Annotated in this window: 20 protein-coding genes and 1 riboswitch; of the genes, 11 read left to right on the top strand and 9 right to left on the bottom strand. The window is 73.7% G+C overall.

Annotated features, from left to right (window positions below; translation table 11 throughout):
- Positions 1-113: 113 nt before the first annotated feature.
- From ACFYMO_RS06640 to ACFYMO_RS06625, 4 genes are all read right to left on the bottom strand, one after another.
- A complete protein-coding gene (locus ACFYMO_RS06640; protein ID WP_388544718.1) occupies positions 114-1,724 on the bottom strand; it encodes a cobyric acid synthase in 1,611 nt (536 codons plus the stop codon).
- A complete protein-coding gene (locus ACFYMO_RS06635) occupies positions 1,721-2,695 on the bottom strand; it encodes a cobalamin biosynthesis protein (protein WP_388545220.1) in 975 nt (324 codons plus the stop codon). Before ACFYMO_RS06635 ends, ACFYMO_RS06640 begins: the two co-directional genes overlap by 4 nt.
- Before the next feature lie 156 nt (positions 2,696-2,851).
- Positions 2,852-2,978: riboswitch (cobalamin riboswitch) on the bottom strand.
- Between the two features lie 187 nt (positions 2,979-3,165).
- Entirely contained in the window at positions 3,166-3,378 is a 213-nt protein-coding gene (locus ACFYMO_RS06630) for a hypothetical protein (protein WP_366774325.1), read from the bottom strand.
- 17 nt (positions 3,379-3,395) lie between these two features.
- Entirely contained in the window at positions 3,396-4,721 is a 1,326-nt protein-coding gene (locus tag ACFYMO_RS06625) for an inorganic phosphate transporter (protein WP_366774326.1), read from the bottom strand.
- A 287-nt stretch (positions 4,722-5,008) separates the two neighbouring features.
- Here ACFYMO_RS06625 and ACFYMO_RS06620 point away from each other — a divergent pair, with 287 nt between their 5' ends.
- From ACFYMO_RS06620 to ACFYMO_RS06600, 5 genes are all read left to right on the top strand, one after another.
- Positions 5,009-6,166, top strand: a complete 1,158-nt coding sequence (locus tag ACFYMO_RS06620; protein WP_366774327.1) for an alpha/beta fold hydrolase — start codon at positions 5,009-5,011, stop codon at positions 6,164-6,166.
- A 354-nt stretch (positions 6,167-6,520) separates the two neighbouring features.
- Positions 6,521-7,786 carry a hypothetical protein gene (locus ACFYMO_RS06615; RefSeq protein ID WP_366774359.1) on the top strand — a complete coding sequence of 422 codons (1,266 nt, stop codon included), beginning with the start codon at positions 6,521-6,523 and terminating at the stop codon, positions 7,784-7,786.
- Between the two features lie 196 nt (positions 7,787-7,982).
- On the top strand, positions 7,983-9,581 hold the full coding sequence (locus tag ACFYMO_RS06610; RefSeq protein WP_388544714.1) for an ABC-F family ATP-binding cassette domain-containing protein: 1,599 nt from the start codon (positions 7,983-7,985) through the stop codon (positions 9,579-9,581).
- Between the two features lie 356 nt (positions 9,582-9,937).
- The gene (locus ACFYMO_RS06605; RefSeq protein WP_019358282.1) at positions 9,938-10,159 is read left to right on the top strand and encodes a helix-turn-helix domain-containing protein; all 222 of its coding nucleotides are present in this window, start codon (positions 9,938-9,940) and stop codon (positions 10,157-10,159) included.
- A gap of 75 nt (positions 10,160-10,234) precedes the next feature.
- Positions 10,235-11,014: an enoyl-CoA hydratase/isomerase family protein gene (locus tag ACFYMO_RS06600; protein WP_366774329.1), complete on the top strand. Its 780-nt coding sequence runs from the start codon at positions 10,235-10,237 to the stop codon at positions 11,012-11,014.
- Between the two features lie 22 nt (positions 11,015-11,036).
- On the opposite strand, the gene ACFYMO_RS06595 is transcribed toward ACFYMO_RS06600, so the two are convergent.
- Positions 11,037-11,855, bottom strand: a complete 819-nt coding sequence (locus ACFYMO_RS06595) for a hypothetical protein (RefSeq protein ID WP_366774330.1) — start codon at positions 11,853-11,855, stop codon at positions 11,037-11,039.
- Positions 11,856-12,072: 217 nt separating this feature from the next.
- On the opposite strand from ACFYMO_RS06595, the gene ACFYMO_RS06590 reads away from it, so the two are divergent.
- The 5 genes from ACFYMO_RS06590 (at position 12,073) to amaP (ending at position 14,580) form a co-directional block, all read left to right on the top strand.
- Complete coding sequence (locus ACFYMO_RS06590; protein WP_366774331.1) at positions 12,073-12,525, top strand: Asp23/Gls24 family envelope stress response protein; 453 nt, start codon at positions 12,073-12,075, stop codon at positions 12,523-12,525.
- Positions 12,526-12,598: 73 nt separating this feature from the next.
- Positions 12,599-12,787, top strand: a complete 189-nt coding sequence (locus ACFYMO_RS06585; protein WP_026004925.1) for a hypothetical protein — start codon at positions 12,599-12,601, stop codon at positions 12,785-12,787.
- A gap of 4 nt (positions 12,788-12,791) precedes the next feature.
- On the top strand, positions 12,792-13,172 hold the full coding sequence (locus tag ACFYMO_RS06580) for an Asp23/Gls24 family envelope stress response protein (RefSeq protein ID WP_366774332.1): 381 nt from the start codon (positions 12,792-12,794) through the stop codon (positions 13,170-13,172).
- Between the two features lie 164 nt (positions 13,173-13,336).
- On the top strand, positions 13,337-13,972 hold the full coding sequence (locus tag ACFYMO_RS06575) for a DUF6286 domain-containing protein (protein WP_366774360.1): 636 nt from the start codon (positions 13,337-13,339) through the stop codon (positions 13,970-13,972).
- Between the two features lie 11 nt (positions 13,973-13,983).
- Positions 13,984-14,580 carry an alkaline shock response membrane anchor protein AmaP gene (gene amaP / locus ACFYMO_RS06570; RefSeq protein WP_366774333.1) on the top strand — a complete coding sequence of 199 codons (597 nt, stop codon included), beginning with the start codon at positions 13,984-13,986 and terminating at the stop codon, positions 14,578-14,580.
- 37 nt (positions 14,581-14,617) lie between these two features.
- Here the strand turns inward: amaP and ACFYMO_RS06565 are convergent, their stop codons facing one another.
- The 3 genes from ACFYMO_RS06565 to ACFYMO_RS06555 all read right to left on the bottom strand — a co-directional run bounded on the left by ACFYMO_RS06565 (position 14,618) and on the right by ACFYMO_RS06555 (position 17,339).
- Positions 14,618-15,397 (bottom strand): SDR family oxidoreductase, encoded by a 780-nt coding sequence (locus ACFYMO_RS06565; protein ID WP_366774334.1) that lies wholly within the window; start codon positions 15,395-15,397, stop codon positions 14,618-14,620.
- Positions 15,398-15,462: 65 nt separating this feature from the next.
- Positions 15,463-16,263, bottom strand: coding sequence for an SURF1 family protein (locus ACFYMO_RS06560; protein ID WP_366774335.1), 801 nt, complete (start codon positions 16,261-16,263; stop codon positions 15,463-15,465).
- A 26-nt stretch (positions 16,264-16,289) separates the two neighbouring features.
- The gene (locus ACFYMO_RS06555) at positions 16,290-17,339 is read right to left on the bottom strand and encodes a DEDDh family exonuclease (RefSeq protein ID WP_366774336.1); all 1,050 of its coding nucleotides are present in this window, start codon (positions 17,337-17,339) and stop codon (positions 16,290-16,292) included.
- A 312-nt stretch (positions 17,340-17,651) separates the two neighbouring features.
- Between ACFYMO_RS06555 and ACFYMO_RS06550 the strand changes: the two genes are divergently transcribed.
- Positions 17,652-18,536, top strand: a complete 885-nt coding sequence (locus ACFYMO_RS06550) for a sterol desaturase family protein (protein ID WP_366774337.1) — start codon at positions 17,652-17,654, stop codon at positions 18,534-18,536.
- 124 nt (positions 18,537-18,660) lie between these two features.
- Here the strand turns inward: ACFYMO_RS06550 and ACFYMO_RS06545 are convergent, their stop codons facing one another.
- Complete coding sequence (locus ACFYMO_RS06545; RefSeq protein WP_366774338.1) at positions 18,661-20,211, bottom strand: S8 family serine peptidase; 1,551 nt, start codon at positions 20,209-20,211, stop codon at positions 18,661-18,663.
- Positions 20,212-20,394 lie beyond the last annotated feature (183 nt).

Raw genomic sequence — 20,394 nt, 5'->3', positions numbered from 1 at the left:
GGGTCCCGCTGGTCCTGCCGCCGGTCGTGTCCGGCGCGTCGGCCGCGCCGCGCCGTGCCGGTGCCGCGCCTGCTGTGCCGCGCGCCGCGCCGTGCCGCCCGGACCCGGGCTTCTCACGGCGCCCCCGGCGGTACGAACGGCAGCCCCTCCGGCACACCGTGTTCGATGAGCCGCAGCAGCGCGTCCGTGTCCGCGTGCTCCTCGATCAGGTCGCCGAGCCGGTCGAGCTGCTCCTCGCGCAGCGCCGCGAACCGGGTGTCCGGCACCGGTTCGAACGCGCGGCCCGCGTCGGCGGCGACCCGCCGCAGGAAGGCGCGGCGGAAACCGTCCGACTCCAGCGAGCCGTGCCAGTGGGTGCCCCACACGGTGCCGACCCGGCAGCCGTCCGCGGGAATCCCCCCAGCGTCGTCAGCGGCGAGCAGAAACGGCTCGCCGCCCAGCACCTCGGCCACCCCGTGGTGGATCTCGTACCCTTCCACCGGCTCGCCCAGCGCCAGCCCGTGCGGACGGGCCAGCGTCTTGTCGAGCGCGAACCGCACCCGTACCGGAAGCAGTCCGAGCCCCTCGACCTCGCCGGCCCGCGACTCGACATCGTCCTCGATGCGCTCGCCCAGCAGCTGGTAGCCGCCGCAGATCCCCAGCACGGGCCGCCCCTCGGCCGCGCGCCGCGCCAGCGCCGCCGCCAGCCCCCGCTCCCGTACCCACTCCAGGGCCCTGACCGTCCCGCGGGTGCCCGGCACCACCACCAGGTCCGCGTCGGCCAGCTCCTCGGGGCGGTCGCTGAACCGCACCACCACCCCGGGCTCGGCCGCCAGCGCGTCCACATCCGTGAAGTTGGACATCAGCGGCACCGGCAGCACCGCCACCCGCAGCACGTCCGCGCCGTACGGGCCCGCGACGGCGGACTCGCGCACGGTCCCGCGCAGCGACACCCGCAGCCCGTCCTCCTCGTCGATGCCCAGCCCGTGCCGGTAGGGCAGCACACCGAGCGTGGGGCGCCCGGTCAGCTTCCGAAGCATCTCCAGGCCGGGCTCCAGCAGCGAGCCGTCGCCGCGGAACTTGTTGACCAGATAGCCCGCGAGCAGCGCCTGGTCCTCCGGTGCCAGCAGCGCCGTCGTACCGAAGAGCGAGGCGAACACCCCGCCCCGGTCGATGTCGCCGACCACCAGCACCGGCAGCCGGCAGGCCCGGGCCAGCCCCATGTTGACGATGTCGCTGCGCCGCAGGTTGATCTCGGCCGGGCTGCCCGCGCCCTCGCAGACGACCGCGTCGTGGGTGCGCCGCAGCTCCTCCAGACAGCCCGCGACCGTCTCCAGCAGTTCCGCGCGCCCCGCGGGCGGCGCCCCCTCGCCGTCCGCCCCGCCCCCGGCGGGCTCCCCGCCGCCCGGGTGCCGCCCGAAGTAGCCCCGCGCCGACATCTCGCCGACCGCCTTGCCCAGCAGGACGACCTGGCTGGTGCGGTCGCCGCCCGGCTTCAGCAGCACCGGGTTCATCAGCGCGCTCGGCTCCACCCGCGCCGCGGCCGCCTGCATCGCCTGGGCGCGGCCGATCTCCGCCCCGTCGGAGGTGACAAAGGAGTTGAGCGACATGTTCTGCGCCTTGAACGGCGCGACGCGTATCCCCTTGCGGGCCAGCCAGCGGCAGATGCCCGCCGTCACCACGCTCTTGCCCGCGTCGGAGGTCGTCCCCGCGACCAGCAGCCCGCCCGTTCCGCGCCCGCTCACCGTGCTCCTCCCGCCGCGCGGGTCCGCCGCAGGCGGCGCACCGCCGCTCCCGTCAGACAGCTCGTCACCAGGGCCAGTTGCCCCACCCGGCGCGACAGCCGCACGGCCCGCTCGATGTCGGCGGTGCGCACGGCGCGACCGGAAGCATTGAGGACGGGCCGGTGCTCGACCCGGCCGCCGTAGGCGAGCGTGCCGCCCAGCCGCACCCCGAGGGCGCCCGCGAACGACGCCTCCACCGGGCCCGCGTTGGGGCTGGGGTGGCGGTGCGCGTCGGCCCGCCAGGAGCGCAGGGCACCGCGCGGATCGGGTCCGGCGAGCGCGGCCAGCACGGCGGTCAGCCGCGCCCCCGGGCCGCCCGCCACGTCGTCCAGCCGCGCAGCGGCCCAGCCGAAGCGGCGGTGCCGCGGGGAGCGGTGACCGACCATCGCGTCCAGCGTGTTGACGGCGCGGAAGCCCACCAGACCGGGGACACCGGCCAACGCGCCCCAGACCAGAGCCCCCACCACGGCGTCCGAGGTGTTCTCCGCGACCGACTCGACCACCGCACGGGCCGCTTCCGGTGCCTCCAGCCGCTGCGGGTCGCGCCCGCACAGCGCGGGCAGCCGCTCGCGGGCCAGTTCCAGGTCCCCGGCCTCCAGCGCGCCGCACACGGCTCGCGCCTCCCTGGTCAGCGACGTCCCGCCGAGAACGGCCCAGGTCGCGGCCGCCGTCAGGACGAGTTCGGGGAGCGGTGCAGCCGGCCCGCCGCGGGCGGCACGGCGCGCGGCACCGGCCGCGGCGACGGCGCCGCCCGCGGCGAGGAGCGTGTGCAGCGCGCCCGCACCACGGTGGTCGCGCCACAGGCGGCGCTCCAGCGCTCCGGCGGCCCGGCCGAAGACGGCCACCGGGTGGCCGCGCCGCGGGTCGCCCAGCAGCGCGTCGGCGGCGAACCCCAGCAGGATCCCGCGCACCCGGACGTCAGCGGAGCCCATCAGCGGACGGGTCCGGCGCACTCACCCACGGCAGCGGTTCCCGCGACGGTGTTCCCCGCGGCGGCGGGCACGTCGGCGGCGGATATGGCGGCACAGCCACGCATCTCGGCGTCCTCACTCAGGGTCCTCGCCCTGGCTCGACTCGACCGGCGGCGAGAGTCTCCTGGCTCCCGGATCCACGCCGCCCCCGGCCTTCCAGCCCGTGCGGGCCGTGGCTTCGTCGGGGGGTGGCGCTCCCCGGTGACAGTGGCGGGACCGCGCCGGATTCACACCGGCTTCCTCTCCATGCCGCCGTTTGGCACGGGAAGTCCACCACGCCGGTCCGGCCCCGTCAACTCGCCCTTGACCTGCGACGGGGCTGCGAGCAGTAACGTCGGTGAGGGGGCACGGGATGCTCCCGTGCCCCCTCACCGACGTCGCCCGCCCGGCCGCGGCTGCCCTGCCGGGGCCGTGGCCGGACGGGTGCGGGCTCAGCCCGCGATCAGATAGATCCCGTACGCCACCGCCGCCAGGCACAGCCCGTAACAGGCGTAGGCGCCGGTGCGGGCCAGTGCCGAGGGAGCGGCGCCGGCGGTGCGCGGCGAGCCGGCGACGATGCCGAGGGTGAAGATGCCGACGAGTCCCACCGTCGCCACCAGGCTGACGCCGAAGACCTGGCCGAGCGCGGCCCAGTCGATGTGCATGCGGTCGTCCCTTCTGCCTAGCTGAGGCTGCTCGCCGACGCGGGGCGGCCGGTCGGTTGCGGGGTCTCGGAGGCCGCTGCCTCCTCGGCGGAGCCGACCGCCACTCCCGCGGGCGGCGGGGGCGGGGCGACGGCACGGACGGCGGTGGTGACCACGCCGGCGGGTACGGACACGGGTGCGGGCTCCGCGGCCGGTTCGACGGCCGGGCCGGGGATCCCGGTGGGCTCCACGGTGGTGGGGGAGTCGCCGTTGACGTTGGTGTGGTCCACCGGCGCGCGCCGCGAGCGGACCCAGATGGCGCCGCAGAGTGCGAGAGTGAGGACGGCGACCGTCGTCACGCCCCAGTCGCCCTGCTCGGCCAGGAGCGCGGCGCCCGCCGCGATCCCGCCGGCGGCGGGGAGGGTCAGTGCCCAGCCGACGACCATCCGGCCGGCGGTTCCCCACCGCACCACGCCGCCCTTGCGGCCGAGGCCGGAGCCCATCACGGCGCCCGAGCACACGTGGGTGGTGGAGAGGGAGAAGCCGATGTGCGAGGAGGCCAGGATGGTGGCCGCCGCGCTGGTCTGGGCGGCGAAGCCCTGCGGCGGCTGGATGTCGGTGATGCCCTTGCCCATGGTGCGGATGATGCGCCAGCCGCCCAGGTAGGTGCCCAGCGCGATGGCGAGCCCCGCCGAGGCGATGACCCACACCGGCGGGTCGGAGCCGGGCGCCAGCGCGCCGCCGGTGACCAGCGCCAGGGTGATGACGCCCATGGTCTTCTGCGCGTCGTTCGTGCCGTGGGCGAGGGAGACCAGTGCGGCCGAGGTGATCTGCCCGGCGCGGTAGCCCTTGGCGGTCCGCTCCTCGTCCGCGTGCCGGGCGACCCGGTAGGTCAGCCGGGTGGCGCACAGGGAGGCCAGGCCCGCCACCACGGGCGCGGCCAGCGCCGGGATGAGGACCTTCATGACGACGACGTCACCGTTGACCGCGCCGGTGCCGACTGCGGCGAGCGTCGCGCCGATCAGTCCGCCCATCAGGGCGTGCGAGGAGCTGGAGGGCAGCCCCGCGAGCCAGGTCAGCAGGTTCCAGATGATCGCGCCCACCAGCCCCGCGAAGATCACTTCGGGCCGGATGCCGGAACCTTCGTCGATGATTCCCGAGGAAATGGTCTTGGCCACCTCGATGGACAGGAAGGCGCCGAGGAGGTTGAGGACCGCCGACATGGCGACCGCCGCCCGCGGGGCCAGTGCCCCGGTGGAGATGGTCGTGGCCATGGCGTTGGCCGTGTCGTGGAAGCCGTTCGTGAAGTCGAACACCAAGGCCGTGACGATCACGATCCCGATGAGAAGCGTGATGTGTTCCATTCACCAGGCACAATCAGTTCGAGGGGCATTGACGTCGTGAACGTAAAGACGGCGAGTGAACGGAAGGTGAACTGGGGCGGGCATTCAAGTGTCGCCCCCTGACGCCTGTTGTGTGGGCCAGGTCACACCGTAGTCAGCGGGCCCCGCGGAGCCAACGCGACGCGACCGCCCGCCGGCCAACACCCCGGCGTGCGCTGCCGCTTCCCTCCCGGTTCCCCCGGCCGGGTGTCACCCTCCCGGCCCGCCCGGCTGGTTTCCCGCCTCCGATCGCGTCAACACTGTGGAGGATGCGCCTGCGAACCGCGGCCCTGGCCGCCACCACCGTGCTCGGTACCGGCGTGGCCACCCTGGCGGCCGGACGGTACGCGGCCGACGCCGCGCTGCGCCCCCCGCGGCCCCGGGGCGACGTCGGCAGCGGGCCCACCGCGGGGTTCGAGGGCACCCGGCTGACGGTGCACTCGCACGACGACGGCAAGGTCGCCGTCACCCGCTCCCTGGCCGCCCAGCTGCCCGGCGTCTATGGCCTGACCGGGCGCGGGGTGCACGCCGTCGTCGGCCCGGTGCTGGCGGACGCGACCGCGGCGCGGCCCCGCCCGCACGCCGTCGTAAGGGAGCTGCGCCGCGTGGACCGGGGTCGGCTGAGCGCCGGCACCACCGTCCGCCTCACCCCGCAGGTGTACGTCGGGGACCCCGGCGAGGCACTCGGGACGGCGTACGCGGACGTCGAGATCCCCGGTGAACTCGGCCCGCTGCCCGCCTGGTTCGTCCCCGGCGACCGCGGCGTCTGGGTGATCGCCGTGCACGGGCTCGGTGCCACCCGTGCGCACCCCCTGGCGCTCGTCCCCTTCTACCGGCGGTTCAGCGTCCCGGTGCTCGACATCGCCTACCGCGGGGACCCCGGCGCGCCCCCGTACCCCGACGGCATCGGGCACCTGGGCAACTCCGAGTGGCGCGACCTGGACGCCGCCCTCCGCTACGCGGTGCAGCACGGCGCCCGGCGGGTGATCCTGCACGGCTGGTCCAGCGGTGCCACGATGGCGCTGCACACCGCCGCGAACTCTCCGCTGCGGGACCGGGTGGCCGGCCTGGTGCTGGACTCGCCCGTACTGGACTGGCCGGCCACCGTGCGCGCGCTGGCCACCTCCCGGGGCACCCCGCGCGCGCTGCTGCCGCTCGTCGTGCGCGCCGTACAGGGCCGCGCCGGTCTGCCCGAGGGACGGGACGTCGCGGTGGTGGACTCCGCGAAGCTCGCCGTGCCCGCCCTGGTGCTGCACGGGCCCGACGACACCGTCGCGTCCGTGGGCAGCTCCCGGGCGCTGGCCGCACGCCGCCCCCGGCTGATCTCCCTGCGCGAGGTCCCGGACGCCCCGCACGCCGCCATGTGGAACGCCGACCCGCCCGGCTACGAGGAGGCGCTGCGCCGCTTCATCACCCCGCTGATCTGAGGTCCCGCCGCTCCGGGATCCCGCCGTCCCGAGGCCCCGCGGGTCCGGAGGCTGCCGATCCGAGGGCCTGCCGGTCCGGTGCCCCGCAGCTCCGGGGCCGCGCCGCCCGGGTGAGGCCGCGTCACCCTGAGTCCTCCTCAGCCGCTCCCGGACGGCTCGCCGGAGGGGATGAACGACCGGAATCGGCACCCCAGGTTTGGGTTTCCACGGCACAGCGTGAAGACTGCTCCTGTGACGACGTCCCGTACCCCGGGGGACAACCGGCTCCGGCTCGTTCCCCGACAACCCGTCGCCGCCGCCCGGCGCACTGTGACGACCAGGCGCTCCGCCAGGACGCCACCGCCCCCGGACGGTGTGCTGCCCCGCGACCAGCTCGCCCGGTATGCCCGCGCCTGCCTCGCCGAGGCCGTGCGCGTGGCCCGCTGGGCCGCCGGGACCGGCCGCTCGCCGCAGTCCGGCACCGAGACCGAACGCGCGGCCGAAGCGCTGCGGTTGACGGTCCCGGTGCTGCGCGCCCACTGGGACCGGGCCAAGCTGGCCGGCCTCATCGAACTCCACGGGGAGACCGCCCGCGCCGGATGGCGGCTGCGGGCCTGGGACCACGACGACAGCGCCGTGCTGCGCGGCTGGGTCGCCCTCTTCGATGCCTGGTCGCTCGCGCACCCCGCCCCGCTGCCGCACGAGCAGAGCCTGGTCGCGGAGATCGTCGAGGCGGTGCCGCAGTTCCTGTCGGTGATGCACCTCTCCGGCGGCCCCGTCACCTTCGACCTGCTGCACGACCTGCTCGCCCAGCGCATCGCCGAGCTGCGGGCCGAACGCGACCAGGAGCCGAACCGCGCGACGGTCGGCGTCGCCCTGCCCGGGCTCCTGGACTGGGCGCTGGACGGGCTCTGCGCCGTCGGTGCGCTGACCCGCTGCGCGGACGAGGAACCCGCTCCGGAGACCGGTGTGCGGCAGGGCTCCGCCGTCCTCACCCCGCTCGGCAACTGGGCGGTGTGGACCAAGCTGGAGCAGATCTGCGTGGCCGCGCAGAGCCCGGCCGGGAACATCGAGCAGTCCGCCGGCGAGATGCTGCGCGGCTGCGCCCGGATGACCCCGGGCCCGGCCCGGGACGAGTACCGCGCCTGGCTCGCCGCGCGCCCCACCTCACCGGCCGTCACCGAGTTGCTGGAGGCCGCCCGGGGCGAGGACGCGCTCATCCGGGGGCTGGCCTTCGAGGCGCTGCGCGTGGTGGGGGCGCCCGCCGAGGAGGCGGTGCAGGAGGCCGCGGAGGAGCCCACCCTGCGCCCCTACGCGCTGCTGTGGCTGGCCGAGCAGGCGGGCACCGATCCGGAGGACCTCTCGGGCGGCGCACCCGGTGTGCTCACCAGGCAGGAGGCGACCTGGCTGTGGGTGGACACCGCGGCCGCCGTCACCGACCACGGTGAGGAGCGCTTGCTGGTCGACCATCTGGGCACCGCCGTACAGGCCTCGGTGCCCAAGCTGCTGGAGGAGGTCCGCGCGACGGGCCACCCGCGCACGGTGCAGGTCCTGGTCGCGCTCGCCGCCGCGCATCCGGACCCCGCACTGGCCAAGGCCGTGCGCCGGGCCGCCTTCCAGGTGCACACCGGAGGGGAGTGACGCGGGGCACGTCCGCTCTCCTGCCGGCCCCGGCCGCACCCGGTGGGCCGCGGTGTGCGGCAGTGCGCCGGAAATGCGTTTGCCTTCCGCCGGTAGACTGGCCCGCATGCCTCATCTCCTCGTGCATTAGGCGTGCGTACGCCGCTTCCGCACTTCTTCCGTACGCACGTCCACAGTCCTGCCTTGGAGTCTTCCAGTGATCACCGCAACCGGTCTTGAGCTGCGCGCCGGAGCACGCGTCCTCATCGAGTCGGCCACCTTCCGGATCGCCAAGGGCGACCGCATCGGCCTGGTGGGGCGCAACGGCGCGGGCAAGACCACGCTCACCAAGTGCCTGGCGGGTGAGGGCACGCCCGCCGCCGGCTCCGTCACCAGCAGCGGCGAGGTCGGCTACCTCCCGCAGGACCCGCGCACCGGAGACCTCGACGTGCTCGCGCGCGACCGCATCCTCTCCGCCCGCGGCCTGGACGTGGTGCTGCGCAAGATGCAGGAGAACGAGGAGCGCATCGCCGCGGGCAAGGGCGCCACACGCGAGAAGGCGATGAAGAAGTACGAGCGCCTGGAGACCGAGTTCCTCACCAAGGGCGGCTACGCCGCCGAGGCGGAGGCGGCGACCATCGCCGCCAGCCTCGGCCTGCCCGACCGGGTGCTGGGCCAGCCGCTGCACACCCTCTCCGGCGGTCAGCGGCGCCGCGTCGAGCTGGCCCGCATCCTCTTCTCGGACGCCGACATCCTGCTGCTGGACGAGCCGACCAACCACCTGGACGCCGACTCGATCGTCTGGCTGCGCGACTTCCTCAAGACCTACCGCGGCGGCCTCATCGTCATCTCCCACGATGTCGACCTGGTGGAGACGGTGGTCAACAAGGTCTTCTACCTGGACGCCAACCGGTCGGCCATCGACATCTACAACATGAGCTGGAAGCAGTACCTCACCCAGCGTGAGGACGACGAGAAGCGCCGCCGCCGGGAGCGGGCCAACGCGGAGAAGAAGGCGGCGGCCCTCAATTCCCAGGCCGACAAGATGCGGGCCAAGGCCACCAAGGCCGTGGCCGCCAAGAACATGGCGCGCCGTGCCGAGAAGCTGTTGTCCGGGCTGGAGGGCGAGCGGCAGAGCGACAAGGTGGCCAAGCTGCGCTTCCCCGATCCGGCGCCCTGCGGCAAGACCCCGCTGATGGCCGAGGACCTCTCGAAGTCCTACGGTTCGCTGGAGATCTTCACCGGCGTCGACCTGGCCGTCGACCGGGGTTCCCGCGTCGTCATCCTCGGCCTCAACGGTGCGGGCAAGACGACGCTGCTGCGGCTGCTGGCCGGGGTCGAGGAGCCGGACACCGGCAAGGTGGTCCCCGGCCACGGGCTGAAGCTCGGCTACTACGCGCAGGAGCACGAGACGCTGGATCCCGAGCGCACGGTTCTGGAGAACATGCGCTCGGCGGCGCCGGACATGGACCTGGTCGAGATCCGCAAGACGCTGGGCTCCTTCCTCTTCTCCGGCGACGACGTGGACAAGCCCGCGGGGGTGCTCTCCGGCGGGGAGAAGACCCGGTTGGCCCTGGCCACGCTGGTCGTCTCCTCGGCCAATGTGCTGCTGCTGGACGAGCCGACCAACAACCTCGACCCGGCCAGCCGGGAGGAGATCCTGGGCGCCCTGCACACCTTCACCGGGGCCGTCGTGCTGGTCACCCACGACGAGGGCGCAGTCGAGGCACTGGAGCCGGAGCGGATCATCATGCTGCCGGACGGGGTCGAGGACCTGTGGGGCCAGGAGTACGCGGACCTCGTCGCCCTTGCTTGATCCATCCGGGATGGATCATTCGGCCGACGGTTGATCCTTCATCTGAGTGAGTGCGGCTGGTACCCCGGCGCGGCCCGACGGCCGCGCCGGATTCGCGTGGCAGAGGTCGGGAGCCGACCACACACACCGCATCGTCACCTCGCTCACCTGCGTTTTTCTCCACCATCCCGACTCGGAACGAGTCGTGCACGTGCATCTGCATGAGGGGCGAGGTGCGTGTTCACGGGTGCTTCCGGCGTGCACAAGTTCCCGAGCCGCCCATGAAGACCTTGCCGAATGGGTGGCCAGATGTGCAGGGAGGGGTGATCATGAGAAGCACAGAGCGTACAGAGCGCACTTCCCATGAGGAGGCACGGGTGGCCGAGACTCTGAAGAAGGGCAGCCGGGTTACCGGCGCCGCGCGCGAGAAGCTCGCGGCAGACCTGAAGAAGAAGTACGACTCCGGGGCGAGCATCAGGGCGCTGGCCGAAGAGACCGGCCGTTCCTACGGGTTTGTGCACCGGATGCTCAGCGAGTCGGGTGTGACCCTGCGCGGACGCGGCGGAGCGACCCGAGGCAAGAAGTCGAGCTCCTCCTGAGGAGGCTTTCGAGCGGACCCTCCGGTAGTTACTCTTCAGTTGGCAATACTGCTGGGTAACCACCGGAGGACCTCGATGACCCTGCTCAACCAGGACGGCGTACACGTCGCCGCCGACGGCGAGGTGGCCACGGTCACCCTCACCAACCCGGCCAAGCGCAACGCGCAGACGCCCGCCACCTGGCGGGCACTGGCCGAGGCGGGGCGCGTGCTGCCGGGCACGGTCCGGGTCGTCGTGCTGCGCGGCGAGGGCAAGTCCTTCTCCGCCGGGCTCGACCGGCAGGCATTCGAGCCCGAGGGCTTCGACGGCGAACCGTCGTTCCTGGACCTCGCGCGTGGCGGCGACGAGGAACTGGACGCCGCCATCGCGGAGTACCAGGAGGCGTTCACCTGGTGGCGCCGCTCCGACCTGATCAGCGTCGCGGCGGTCCAAGGGCACGCCATCGGCGCCGGGTTCCAGCTCGCGCTCGCCTGCGACCTGCGGGTCTGCGCGCGGGACGTGCAGTTCGCCATGCGCGAGACCAGCCTCGGGCTGGTACCCGACCTGACCGGGACGCACCCGCTGGTGCACCTGGTCGGTCCGGCGCGCGCCCTGGAGATCTGCGCCACCGGCCGCTTCGTCCACGCCGAGGAGGCCGAGCGCGTCGGGCTCGCCAACCTGGTGGTCCCCGCCGACGAGCTGGACGGCGCCGTCACCGACCTGGCCGCCGCGCTGCTGGCCGCACCGCGGGGAGCCGTCGTCGAGACCAAGGCGCTGCTCGCCGGTGCCGGTACGCGCGGCTACGACGAGCAGCGCGCCGCCGAGCGCGCCGCCCAGGCACGCCGCCTCCGCGACCTCGCCGGGCTCGGCGACTAGCCGCACGCATCCGTCCGGCGGCTCACCTCAGGTCGACGGCGGCCACCAGGACAGCCGCGGTCACCCCACCGGACGTCCCGAGCGCCCCGCGCGCCGCGGCACCCGCGGCGCGCGCGGTGTCCAGGACGCGCCGGGCGGGCGAGACGGCCACCCTGAGCAGCACATGGCAGGGGCCCGCCGCCGGGTCGCCCTCGATCCGGACGGCACTGAACCGCGGCCCCACGGCGACATGCGAGAAGGCCGTCCCCTGCGTGGGGGCGAGCCGGACCACGCCCTCCACCGCGAGCACGGCCCGGGCGACGCGGTCGGCGGCCTCCTCCCGCTCCGTCTCCGCGGCCGCCGTCCGCCCGTCCGGCCCGGCGCCACGCGTCGCGGGCTCCCGCCCGGAATCCGGGGCCTCCGCGCTCTCCCGCGGGCCGAACTCCTGTCGGCCGTGAACGCGTCCCGCGCCGCCCGCCTCCACCAGCTCGGTCACCCGCAGGTCCACATACTCCAGCGGCAGACCCAGCTCACCCTCGGCCGCCGCCAGCAGGGTGCGCCGCACCTCCTCGGCCGCGGCCGGAACCGGCCGGTCGGCGTACACGGCAAGATTCGCGGTCAGCGTCAGCGGACCCGGCGGCAGGGCACCGGCGGGTGCGGGTACGGCGGACTCGGCGGCGGCGCGCGGGCCGGAGGGGTCCAGCCGCACCGCGCTCAGCCGGGCGCCGGGCACCGACCGGTGCAGCACCGCCAATGCCGCTTCCTCCGCCACCCAGGCGCCGTCCGCCGCCTCGCCCAGCGGCAGGATCCGCCCCAGCCCGAGCTGCTGCCGTACCTCCGTGGTCGCCCGTTCCGCCGCCATGGCGCGCACTTCCCTTCCGTGTCCGCCGCCGTTCCCGTCGCCGTGAGAGAACCTTCCGCGCCGCCGGCGCGCCCGTGCGGACCGCACGGCGTACGGGCGGCAAGGGTCACCCGCATGGAGGAGTGCGCCGGAGCTGCGCGCGCGCCGGCGGCCGGGTTGTGCCTACTGTGAGTGCCGGAGCGGCAGGCCGCTTCGAACCTCCGAGAGGGGCGCAGAGATGTCCGAGACCAGCACGTCCAACCGCTCCGAAAACCGCAGCGGGCCGGGGGCGGCCGGTACCCGGGGCCGCACCACCATCGCCGACGGCGTGGTCGAGAAGATCGCGGGCATGGCGGCCCGCGACGTGGTCGGCGTCCACGCGATGGGTGGCGGCATGGCCCGGACCTTCGGCGCCGTCCGCGACCGGGTCCCCGGCGGCGGCAAGTCGGTCAGCCGGGGCGTCAAGGCCGAGGTCGGCGAGGTGCAGACGGCGCTCGACCTGGAGATCGTCGTCGACTACGGCGTGTCGATCGCGGACGTGGCCCGCGCGGTGCGGGAGAACGTCGTCTCGTCCGTCGAGCGGATGACCGGCCTCGAGGTGGTCGAGGTCAACATCGCGGTGAGCGACGTCAAGCTGCCCGACGAGGAGGACGACGAGGACGAGGACTCCGACCGCAGCCGCGTGCAGTGAGCCGCCGCGACACACCGGGGAAAGTGCTCATGCGCCGCGTGCCCCGCCCCGGCGCCGACCGAAGGAGCGCAGGATGAGTATGGCCTTTGCCGGCCTGATCGCCGGACTGGCACTGGGCTTCGCCGGATACTTCGGCGGGTTCGGAGCCTTTGTGCTGGTCGCGGCGCTGGGGGCCGTCGGCTTCCTGGTGGGCCGGTTCGCGGACGGAGACCTGGAGGCGGGGGACTTCTTCCGCGGCCGGGACGGCGAGCGCCGCAGGTGACTCCGTGACGGATGCCCAGATCTCCGCCGGTGAGCGGGGGGCGACCCGGATCGCCGACCGGGTGGTCGCCAAAGTCGCCGCACAGGCCGCGCGCGAGGCGCTGCGCCAGACCCGGGCCGGGGCGGACCCGTCCGCCGCCGGGCCCTCGGTGGGGCGGTCGGTGCGTCGCACCGCGGTCACCGTGCGGGAGCGGACCGCGCGGGTACGTCTCGGACTGGAGCTCGGCTACCCCTCGGATCTCGGCGCGCAGTGCGGGGCCGTACGCCGCCGGGTCATCGCGCGGGTGGGCGAGCTCGTCGGCATGGACGTGCCGGACGTGGCACTGGACATCGAGCGGCTGGCCTCGGCGCAGTTGCGGGGCGAACGCTCCGGGAGGGTGCAGTGACCCCAGCAGGCGACACGGGCGCTCCGCACCCGGCCGGGTCCGGCCGGCGTGGAGCGGGCGCCACGTCCGGGAAGACCCCGCAGGCCCCAGGGGCCCCCGGATCCCCCGAGGGCTCTGAGACCCCCGAGGCCCCCGACACCCCGGAGGGCCCTTCGGGTCCGGAGATCCCCGGGCCGGATTCGCCCGCCGCGTCGGGGCCGTCCGGCTCCGGCGCCGCTCCTCCCCAGGAGGCGGGCGGTCCCGGAGCGGGCGAAGGGAAGGCAGGCCGGTTCTGGTCGGTGCGCAGGGTGCCGGCCGCCGTCGTCGCGCTGCTGCTGTTCGCCGGCACCGGGATCCTGCTCTACGACGCGGCCTCCGTGCGGGCCGGACGCACGGGTATGGCCTGGCGCCGGACGCTCACCGACGAACTGGCCTCCCGCCGCCTCGACGACGTCTACATGCTGGCGGGTGCCGCCGTGCTCGCCGCACTCGGAGTGTGGCTGCTGGTACTGGCACTCACTCCCGGCAAGCGGTCGCTGCTGACGATGCGGCCGGACGTCCCCCGGGTGCGCGCCGGACTCGAACGCGCCGCGGCGGCACTGGTGCTGCGGGACCGGGCCATGGAGGTCTCGGGAGTGCAGGCGGTGCGGGTCACCGTATCCCGTCGCAGGGTCCGGGCCCGGGCGACGGCGCACTTCCGCGACCTGGATCGGGTGCGCGGCGACCTGGACGGCGCGCTGCGGGCCGGCATCGCGGAGCTGGGCCTGGCCAGACGACCGGGACTGGCCGTCCGGGTGCGGCGGCCGGCGAAACGACGGTGAGGCGAGGAACGATGCTGCGGACTGTTGACCGGGTGCTGCTCGCGCTGGTCGGGCTGGTGCTGCTCGCGCTCGGCCTGGCGGTGCTCTTCGCGGGCTTCGACCTGCCCCGCCGATGGGGGGTCAGCATGCCCGCTGACTGGCCCTGGAGCCGTCCCGAGGACGTGGTGCTGAGCGACGCCGAGCGCACCCGGTGGACCGACGAGGGCTGGTGGTGGCCGGTGGCGCTCGCCGTCCTGGCCGTGCTGTTCCTGCTGTTCCTGTGGTGGCTGCTGGCACAGTTGCGGTGGCAGCGGCTGGACGGAGTCGAGATCGACAGCGGGGACGGCGAGGGCGCCGTTCTCCGCGGGCGGGCCCTGGAGGACGCCGTCGCCGCGGAGGCCGAGTCCCAGCCGGGCATCGACCGGGCGCGTGTCGTCCTGACGGGGAAGCGCGGCCACCCGCGGGCCCGCGTCGGGCTGGTGCTGACCGCGCACGCCAAGCCGGGCCCCGCGGTGCACCGGCTCCACCGCGAGGCACTGGCCCACGCGGTGACCTCGGCCGGGCTCCGCGAGCTGCCGGCCGAGGTCAGGATGCGGGCCGCCCGGCACCGTGCGGAACGCGTGAGCTGATCCCCCAGGCGGTCCGGTTCCGGCCGGCACCCGGTACTCAGAACCCGTGCAGCGCCCCGCCGTCCACCGGCAGCATCACCCCGGTCAGATACGAGGCGGCGGGAGAGAGGACGAACGCAGCCGTCCGGCCGAACTCCTCCGGTGTGCCGTAGCGGCGCAGCGGGATGCCCGAGCAGTTGCGCTCGCGGGCGGCATCCCCGTCCCCGGAGAGGGAGTCCAGGTACTGCATCCGTTCGGTGCCGATCCGGCCGGGCATCAGCCCCAGCACCCGGATGCCGCGCGGGCCCAGCTCGTTCGCGAGGCTCTTGGCGAACCCCGCCAGTCCCGGGCGCAGCCCGTTGGAGAGGGTCAGCCCTGGGATCGGCTCGCGCACGGACCCGGACAGCACGAAGCCGACCACTCCGCCCTCGCCCAGCTCACCGGCCGCCGTGCGGGCCAGCCGCACGGCGCCGAGGAAGACGTCGTCGAAGGCCGTCCGCCACTGCTCGTCGGTGAGCTTGTCGGCGGGTACGCCCGCCTGGGGGCCGCCGACGCTGACGAGGAGGCCGTCGAACCGCCCGAACCGCTCCCGGGCGGCGGCGATCACCCGCGCCGGGGTCTCGGGGTCGGCGTTGTCGGCGCCGATGCCCAGCGCCCGGCCCTCGGCGCCCGACGCCTCCACCCCGAGCTGCGCCGCCGCCTCCTCGGCCGACTTCTCCGAGCGGCCGGTGACGACGACGCGCGCCCCTTCGGCGAGCAGTTGTGCGGCGGTGGCGAACCCGAGCCCGCGGGTGCCCCCGGTGATGACGTAGACGCGCTCTGAAAGTCCAAGGTCCATGGGGAGCAGTCTGCCTGACCGCGCTGTGGCTCCCGAGGGTGCGGTGCCCCGGATTCCCGCCGGTCTCAGACGGGCTCGGTCACCGGCCCCGTCCGCTCGGGGGCTTCGGCCGCCGCGCGCCGCTCCTTGACCTCGCGGCGCACCAGGACGACCCAGCCGACCGGTACCGCGGTGGTGAACAGCCACCACTGCACGGCGTAGGCCATGTGCGGGCCGATCCCGCTGTGGTCGGGCTCGGGCAGGACCTCCGGCTGCTGTCCGCCGGGCCGGGGCGAGGTCTTCGTCAGCTGGATGTAGCCCCCCAGCAGGGGGTGGTCCACCTCCGGGGCCTGCTTCCGGCTGTTGATCAGCATGACCTGGCGGTCGGGCAGCCCCTGGGTGTCCTTGATCCCGCTGGCCTCGGTGGTCTCGTCCGGCATCATCCGTCCGACGACGCCGACCCGGCCCCGCGGCGGCTTCGGCACCTCGGGGAAGGCCGTCAGGTCGCGGTCCGCGCGGATCCAGCCGCGGTTGACCAGGACCGCCGAACCGTCGTCGAGGACGAGCGGGGTGACGACGAAATAGCCGATGGTGTCGCGGTCCGGGCCGGTGCGGTGCCGGACGACGACCTCGTGCGCGGTGTCGTAGGTACCGTGCGCGGTGACCGTGCGGAACTTGTCGCGGTCGGCGGGCCGACGGCCCTTCCCGGTCAGCTCGGTGACCGGAACGGTGGGCGCCGCCAGGCTCGCGGCCACCTCCTCGTTGCGCGCGACCCGGCTCTCGTGCCGGTGCAGCTGCCAGAAGCCCAGCTTGATCATCGCGGGGATCAGCACGAGGCCGAGCAGGGTGAGGATCACCCATTGCCGGGACAGCAGGAAGCGGTACACGTCTACCGACGGTACCCCCCGGCGGTTCACCCCTCCGGTGCGGGGGCCACGTCCTGCAGGAGCTGGGTGAAGGCGGCCTCGTCGACGACGGGCGTGCCGTGGCTGCGGGCCTTCACCACCTTCGAGGTGGGCGAGTCCGGGTCGTTGGTGACCAGGAGGCTGGTGAGCCGGGAGACGCTGGTGGCGATGTGGAGGCCCGCCTCGATGGCCCGGTCCTCCAGCAGGTCCCGGTCCACGGAGGTGTCCCCGGAGATGGCCACCCGCATCCCCTGCACCAGGCGCCCCTCCGGTTCGTAGCGTCCCGGGTTGGGGTACGGGCAGGCCGGGCGCTTGCGCGCGGGCCGCCAGGTGCCGTACCCGCGGCCGGAGGCGCGGTACCCGGCACCCGTCCCGCCGCCCGGGCGGCGCGGGACCACCGCGTCCGACCACTCGGTCAGCTGCTGGCACGCCAGCAGCGGCAGCCGCACCCGCTGCCGCGCCGCCAGATGCAGGCTGGGGCGGAACGCCTCGGCCAGCACCCGCGCGTCGTCCAGCGCGTGGTGCGCCCGCTGCTGGACCACGCCGTAGTGCGCTGCCAGGGATTCCAGCTTGTGATTGGGCAGCGGCAGCGACAGCTCCTTGGACAGCGCGATGGTGCACAGCCGCTGGCGGACCGGTGCCTCGCGTTCGGCACGCGCGTACTCCCGCGCGATCATCGACCAGTCGAAGATGGCGTTGTGCGCGACCAGTACGCGGCCCGCCAGCCGGGTGGCGAACTCCTCGGCGATCTCCCCGAAGAGCGGCGCGTCGGCCAGCGCCTCGGCGGTCAGTCCGTGGATCCAGGTGGGGCCGGGGTCGCGCTGCGGATTGACCGGCGTGTACCAGCGGTCCTCGACCTCGCCGCGTGCATCGAGACGGTAGACGGCCGCGGACACTATCCGGTCGTCCCGCGCGAGGCCCGTGGTCTCCACGTCCACCACCGCGTAGCCGTCCGGATATCCGGTGGGCCAGTCGGAGGGCGGCTGGGAGTCGGCGGCGGGCTGCGCGGGGATGCGCGGGGAGGTCCCGTCCGTGCGTGCCGTCTGGTCTTCGAGCATGGTCACAGAGAATACGGGTCGCTACTGACAGCGCCGCACGCCGTGTCCGCGCGCGCCCCCGCGCCCGGGCCGGCGGAGTCCGGCGGTGCCCTCGAAGCGCTCAACTCCCGTACGGCACGGCCGACGAGGGGCCCCGGTGCCTCCGCGGCGGCGGCCGGGCGGAGCGGACGGGGGCGGGGCCGGGACCCGGCCGGCACTCCTCCGCTCGGCACCCGCTCCGGGAGGGGAGGGGCGGGAGTGGTGTGGCCGGGATTCCATACCAAGCGGTAACAACCTCTGGCGCGGGGCTTCCGGCGGCCTTACCTTGCTGACATGCCGTCTAGCCTGCCCGATGTTGTCCTCTGGTCCATCCCCGCGTTCGTCCTGCTCACCGTCGTCGAAATGGTGAGCTACCGCCTGCATCCGGACGAGGACGCCGCCGGATACGCCGCGAAGGACGCCGCGACGAGCATCACCATGGGGCTCGGCAGCCTGGTGTTCGACGCGCTGTGGAAGATCCCGATCGTCGCCCTGTACGCGGCGGTCTACGAACTCACCCCGCTCCGCGTGCCGATCCTCTGGTGGACCCTGCCCCTGATGCTGCTCGCGCAGGACTTCTTCTACTACTGGTCGCACCGTGGCCACCACGTGATCCGCATCCTGTGGGCCTGCCACGTCGTGCACCACTCCAGCAGGAAGTTCAACCTCACCACGGCGCTCCGCCAGCCCTGGACGACCTGGACCGTGTGGCCGTTCTACATACCGATGATCGCCTGCGGCGTCCACCCGGCGGCCCTCGCGTTCTGCTCCGCCACCAACCTCGTCTACCAGTTCTGGATCCACACCGAGCGGATCGGGAAGCTCCCGCGCCCCGTCGAGTTCGTCTTCAACACGCCCTCGCACCACCGGGTGCACCACGCGTCCCAGGGCAGCTACCTGGACCGCAACTTCGGCGGCATCCTGATCGTCTGGGACCGGCTCTTCGGCTCGTTCGTGCCGGAGACCGACCCCTGCGTCTTCGGCCTGACCAAGAACGTCAACTCCTACAATCCGCTGCGCGTCGCCACACACGAGTACGCGGCCATCGCCCGTGACGTGCGCGCGGCGCGCAGCTGGCGGGAGCGCGGCGGCCGGATCTTCCGCGGCCCCGGCTGGCAGCCCGCGGAGGAGCCCGCCGAGCCGCCCCGGCCCGCCGCGGAACTCGCCGCCGACCGGTAGCCGGGCCGCCGAAGCGGATGACGGGAAAGGGGCCGGACCGCTGGATGCGCGGTCCGGCCCCTCGTGCCGACCGCCCGGGCCGTCGTGCGGCGGGCGGGCGTCACTCCGTCACGGAGTCACGGCGTCACTTGGTGACGGCCGCCAGCGCGTCCACGAGCCCGTGGCCGTAGAAGCTGTTGTTCCCCCGCACACCCGTGCAGGTGGCGGCGTAGGTGCCGCGGTTGCCCGGGTCGTAGCTCTCCGGGCAGGGCAGGGTCTGGGCCTGCGCCTTCAGCAGCCAGGAGACCTCCTGTGCACTGGACTTGGGGTGGGTGCTCTTGATCAGCGCCGCCACACCCGCGACCTGCGGGCCGGCCATCGAGGTGCCCTGGAGGTAGGCGTACTCGCCGTTCGGCATGGTGGACAGCACGCCGCCGTCCTTGGCGGGCTCCTCCGGAGTCTGGAACGCGCGGTCACCGCCGGGCGCCGTCACGTCGATCTCGTACCGGCCGTAGTTGGAGTAGTACGACTTCAGGTTCTCCGGGCCGGTCGCCGAGACGGAGGTGGTGCCCTCCAGCATCGCCGGCACGTCCTTGCAGTGGTCCGGGTCGATGGTCCGCTCGACCGGGGTGCTGTCGTCCGGGCTGCTGTCGTCCTTGATCTCGTCCGCGGCCAGGTCGTTGGACGAGTTGCCCGCCGAGGTGACCGTGGTGACGCCCTTGTGCTGCGCGTACCGGACGGCGCGCTGCACCGACTCCATGATGGCCTTCTGGTCGACCTGGTCGTCGCAGTTGTAGAGCCACGGGTCGACGTAGTAGCTGTTGTTGGTGACCTCGATGCCGTGGTCGGCCGCGAACACCATGGCGCAGACCACGGCCTCGCTGTAGAACAGCGCCGTGTCGGGCTCGCTCACCTTGAGGGAGGCGACCTTCACGTTGGGCGCGGTGCCCGCGATGCCGACACCGTTGCGAGGCGCGGCGATGATGCCCGCCACGTGGGTGCCGTGGTAGTCCTCGCTCGGGTCGTACGGACGCCAGGCGCCGGGCGAGGTGTCGGCCTTGCCGCCGACGCAGTTCGCGGACTGCCTCTTGGAGAAGTTGGCCTTCAGGTCCGGGTGGGTGTCGTCCACGCCGGTGTCGATGACGCCGACGGTGACCTTCCTGCTGCCCTCGTTGACCTTGGCGGCCTTGTCGGCCTTGATGGCCCGCTTGTCCCACTGCAGGGACTCCAGCGGCTCCTGGTCCTTGGCCCGCGCCGCGGTCAGCGACGACTTGGCCTTGGGCTCCTTGACGAAGTGCGGCTTGCCCACCTCGGTGGTGCTCGCCGCCTTGAGCGGAGCGGTGCGGGTGGCGCCCGCCGAGTCGACACCGTCGACGTTGCGCAGGGTCTCGCCGAACTCCGGGTTGCTGGAGTGCGCGACGATGACGCCTATTTTCCGGTAAGTGGCTATGACCTTGCCGTCAGCCTCGCGTATTTCCTTCTTGACACGTTTGACGGTACGGCCACTGGTTTCGGTGTTGACGATGTAGCTGAGCTTCTCGCCGGCCTTCGCCTTGGGTGTCGCGGCCTCGGCCGCGGCCCGCTCGGTGGTCTGCGCGTTCGCGGAGGCCGCGCCCGCCAGGCCGAGGGTGGCGGTCAACACCAGTCCCAGCGGCACCGCCACAGCACGCCGCCGCCTGGATGGTCTCACATGCATGGGGTCTCCATGTCGTCTGAAGTTGTCCACAGACGACGGAAGTTATCTCTGGGAGCCAGGTAACTGCAATGGATTGATGGAGAAAGTCCGAAGGCTGTACACAACCGTGATCGGTCTTATCTGTTTCAACTACCGACCCCTGTTGCGGGCGCGACGCACGATCTACGATGCGCGCACTGCTCA

Origin of the sequence: Streptomyces sp. NPDC007025, from assembly GCF_042869455.1 — a bacterium.
Lineage (GTDB): Bacteria > Actinomycetota > Actinomycetes > Streptomycetales > Streptomycetaceae > Streptomyces.
This window is presented reverse-complemented; position numbering and strand designations above follow the sequence as displayed.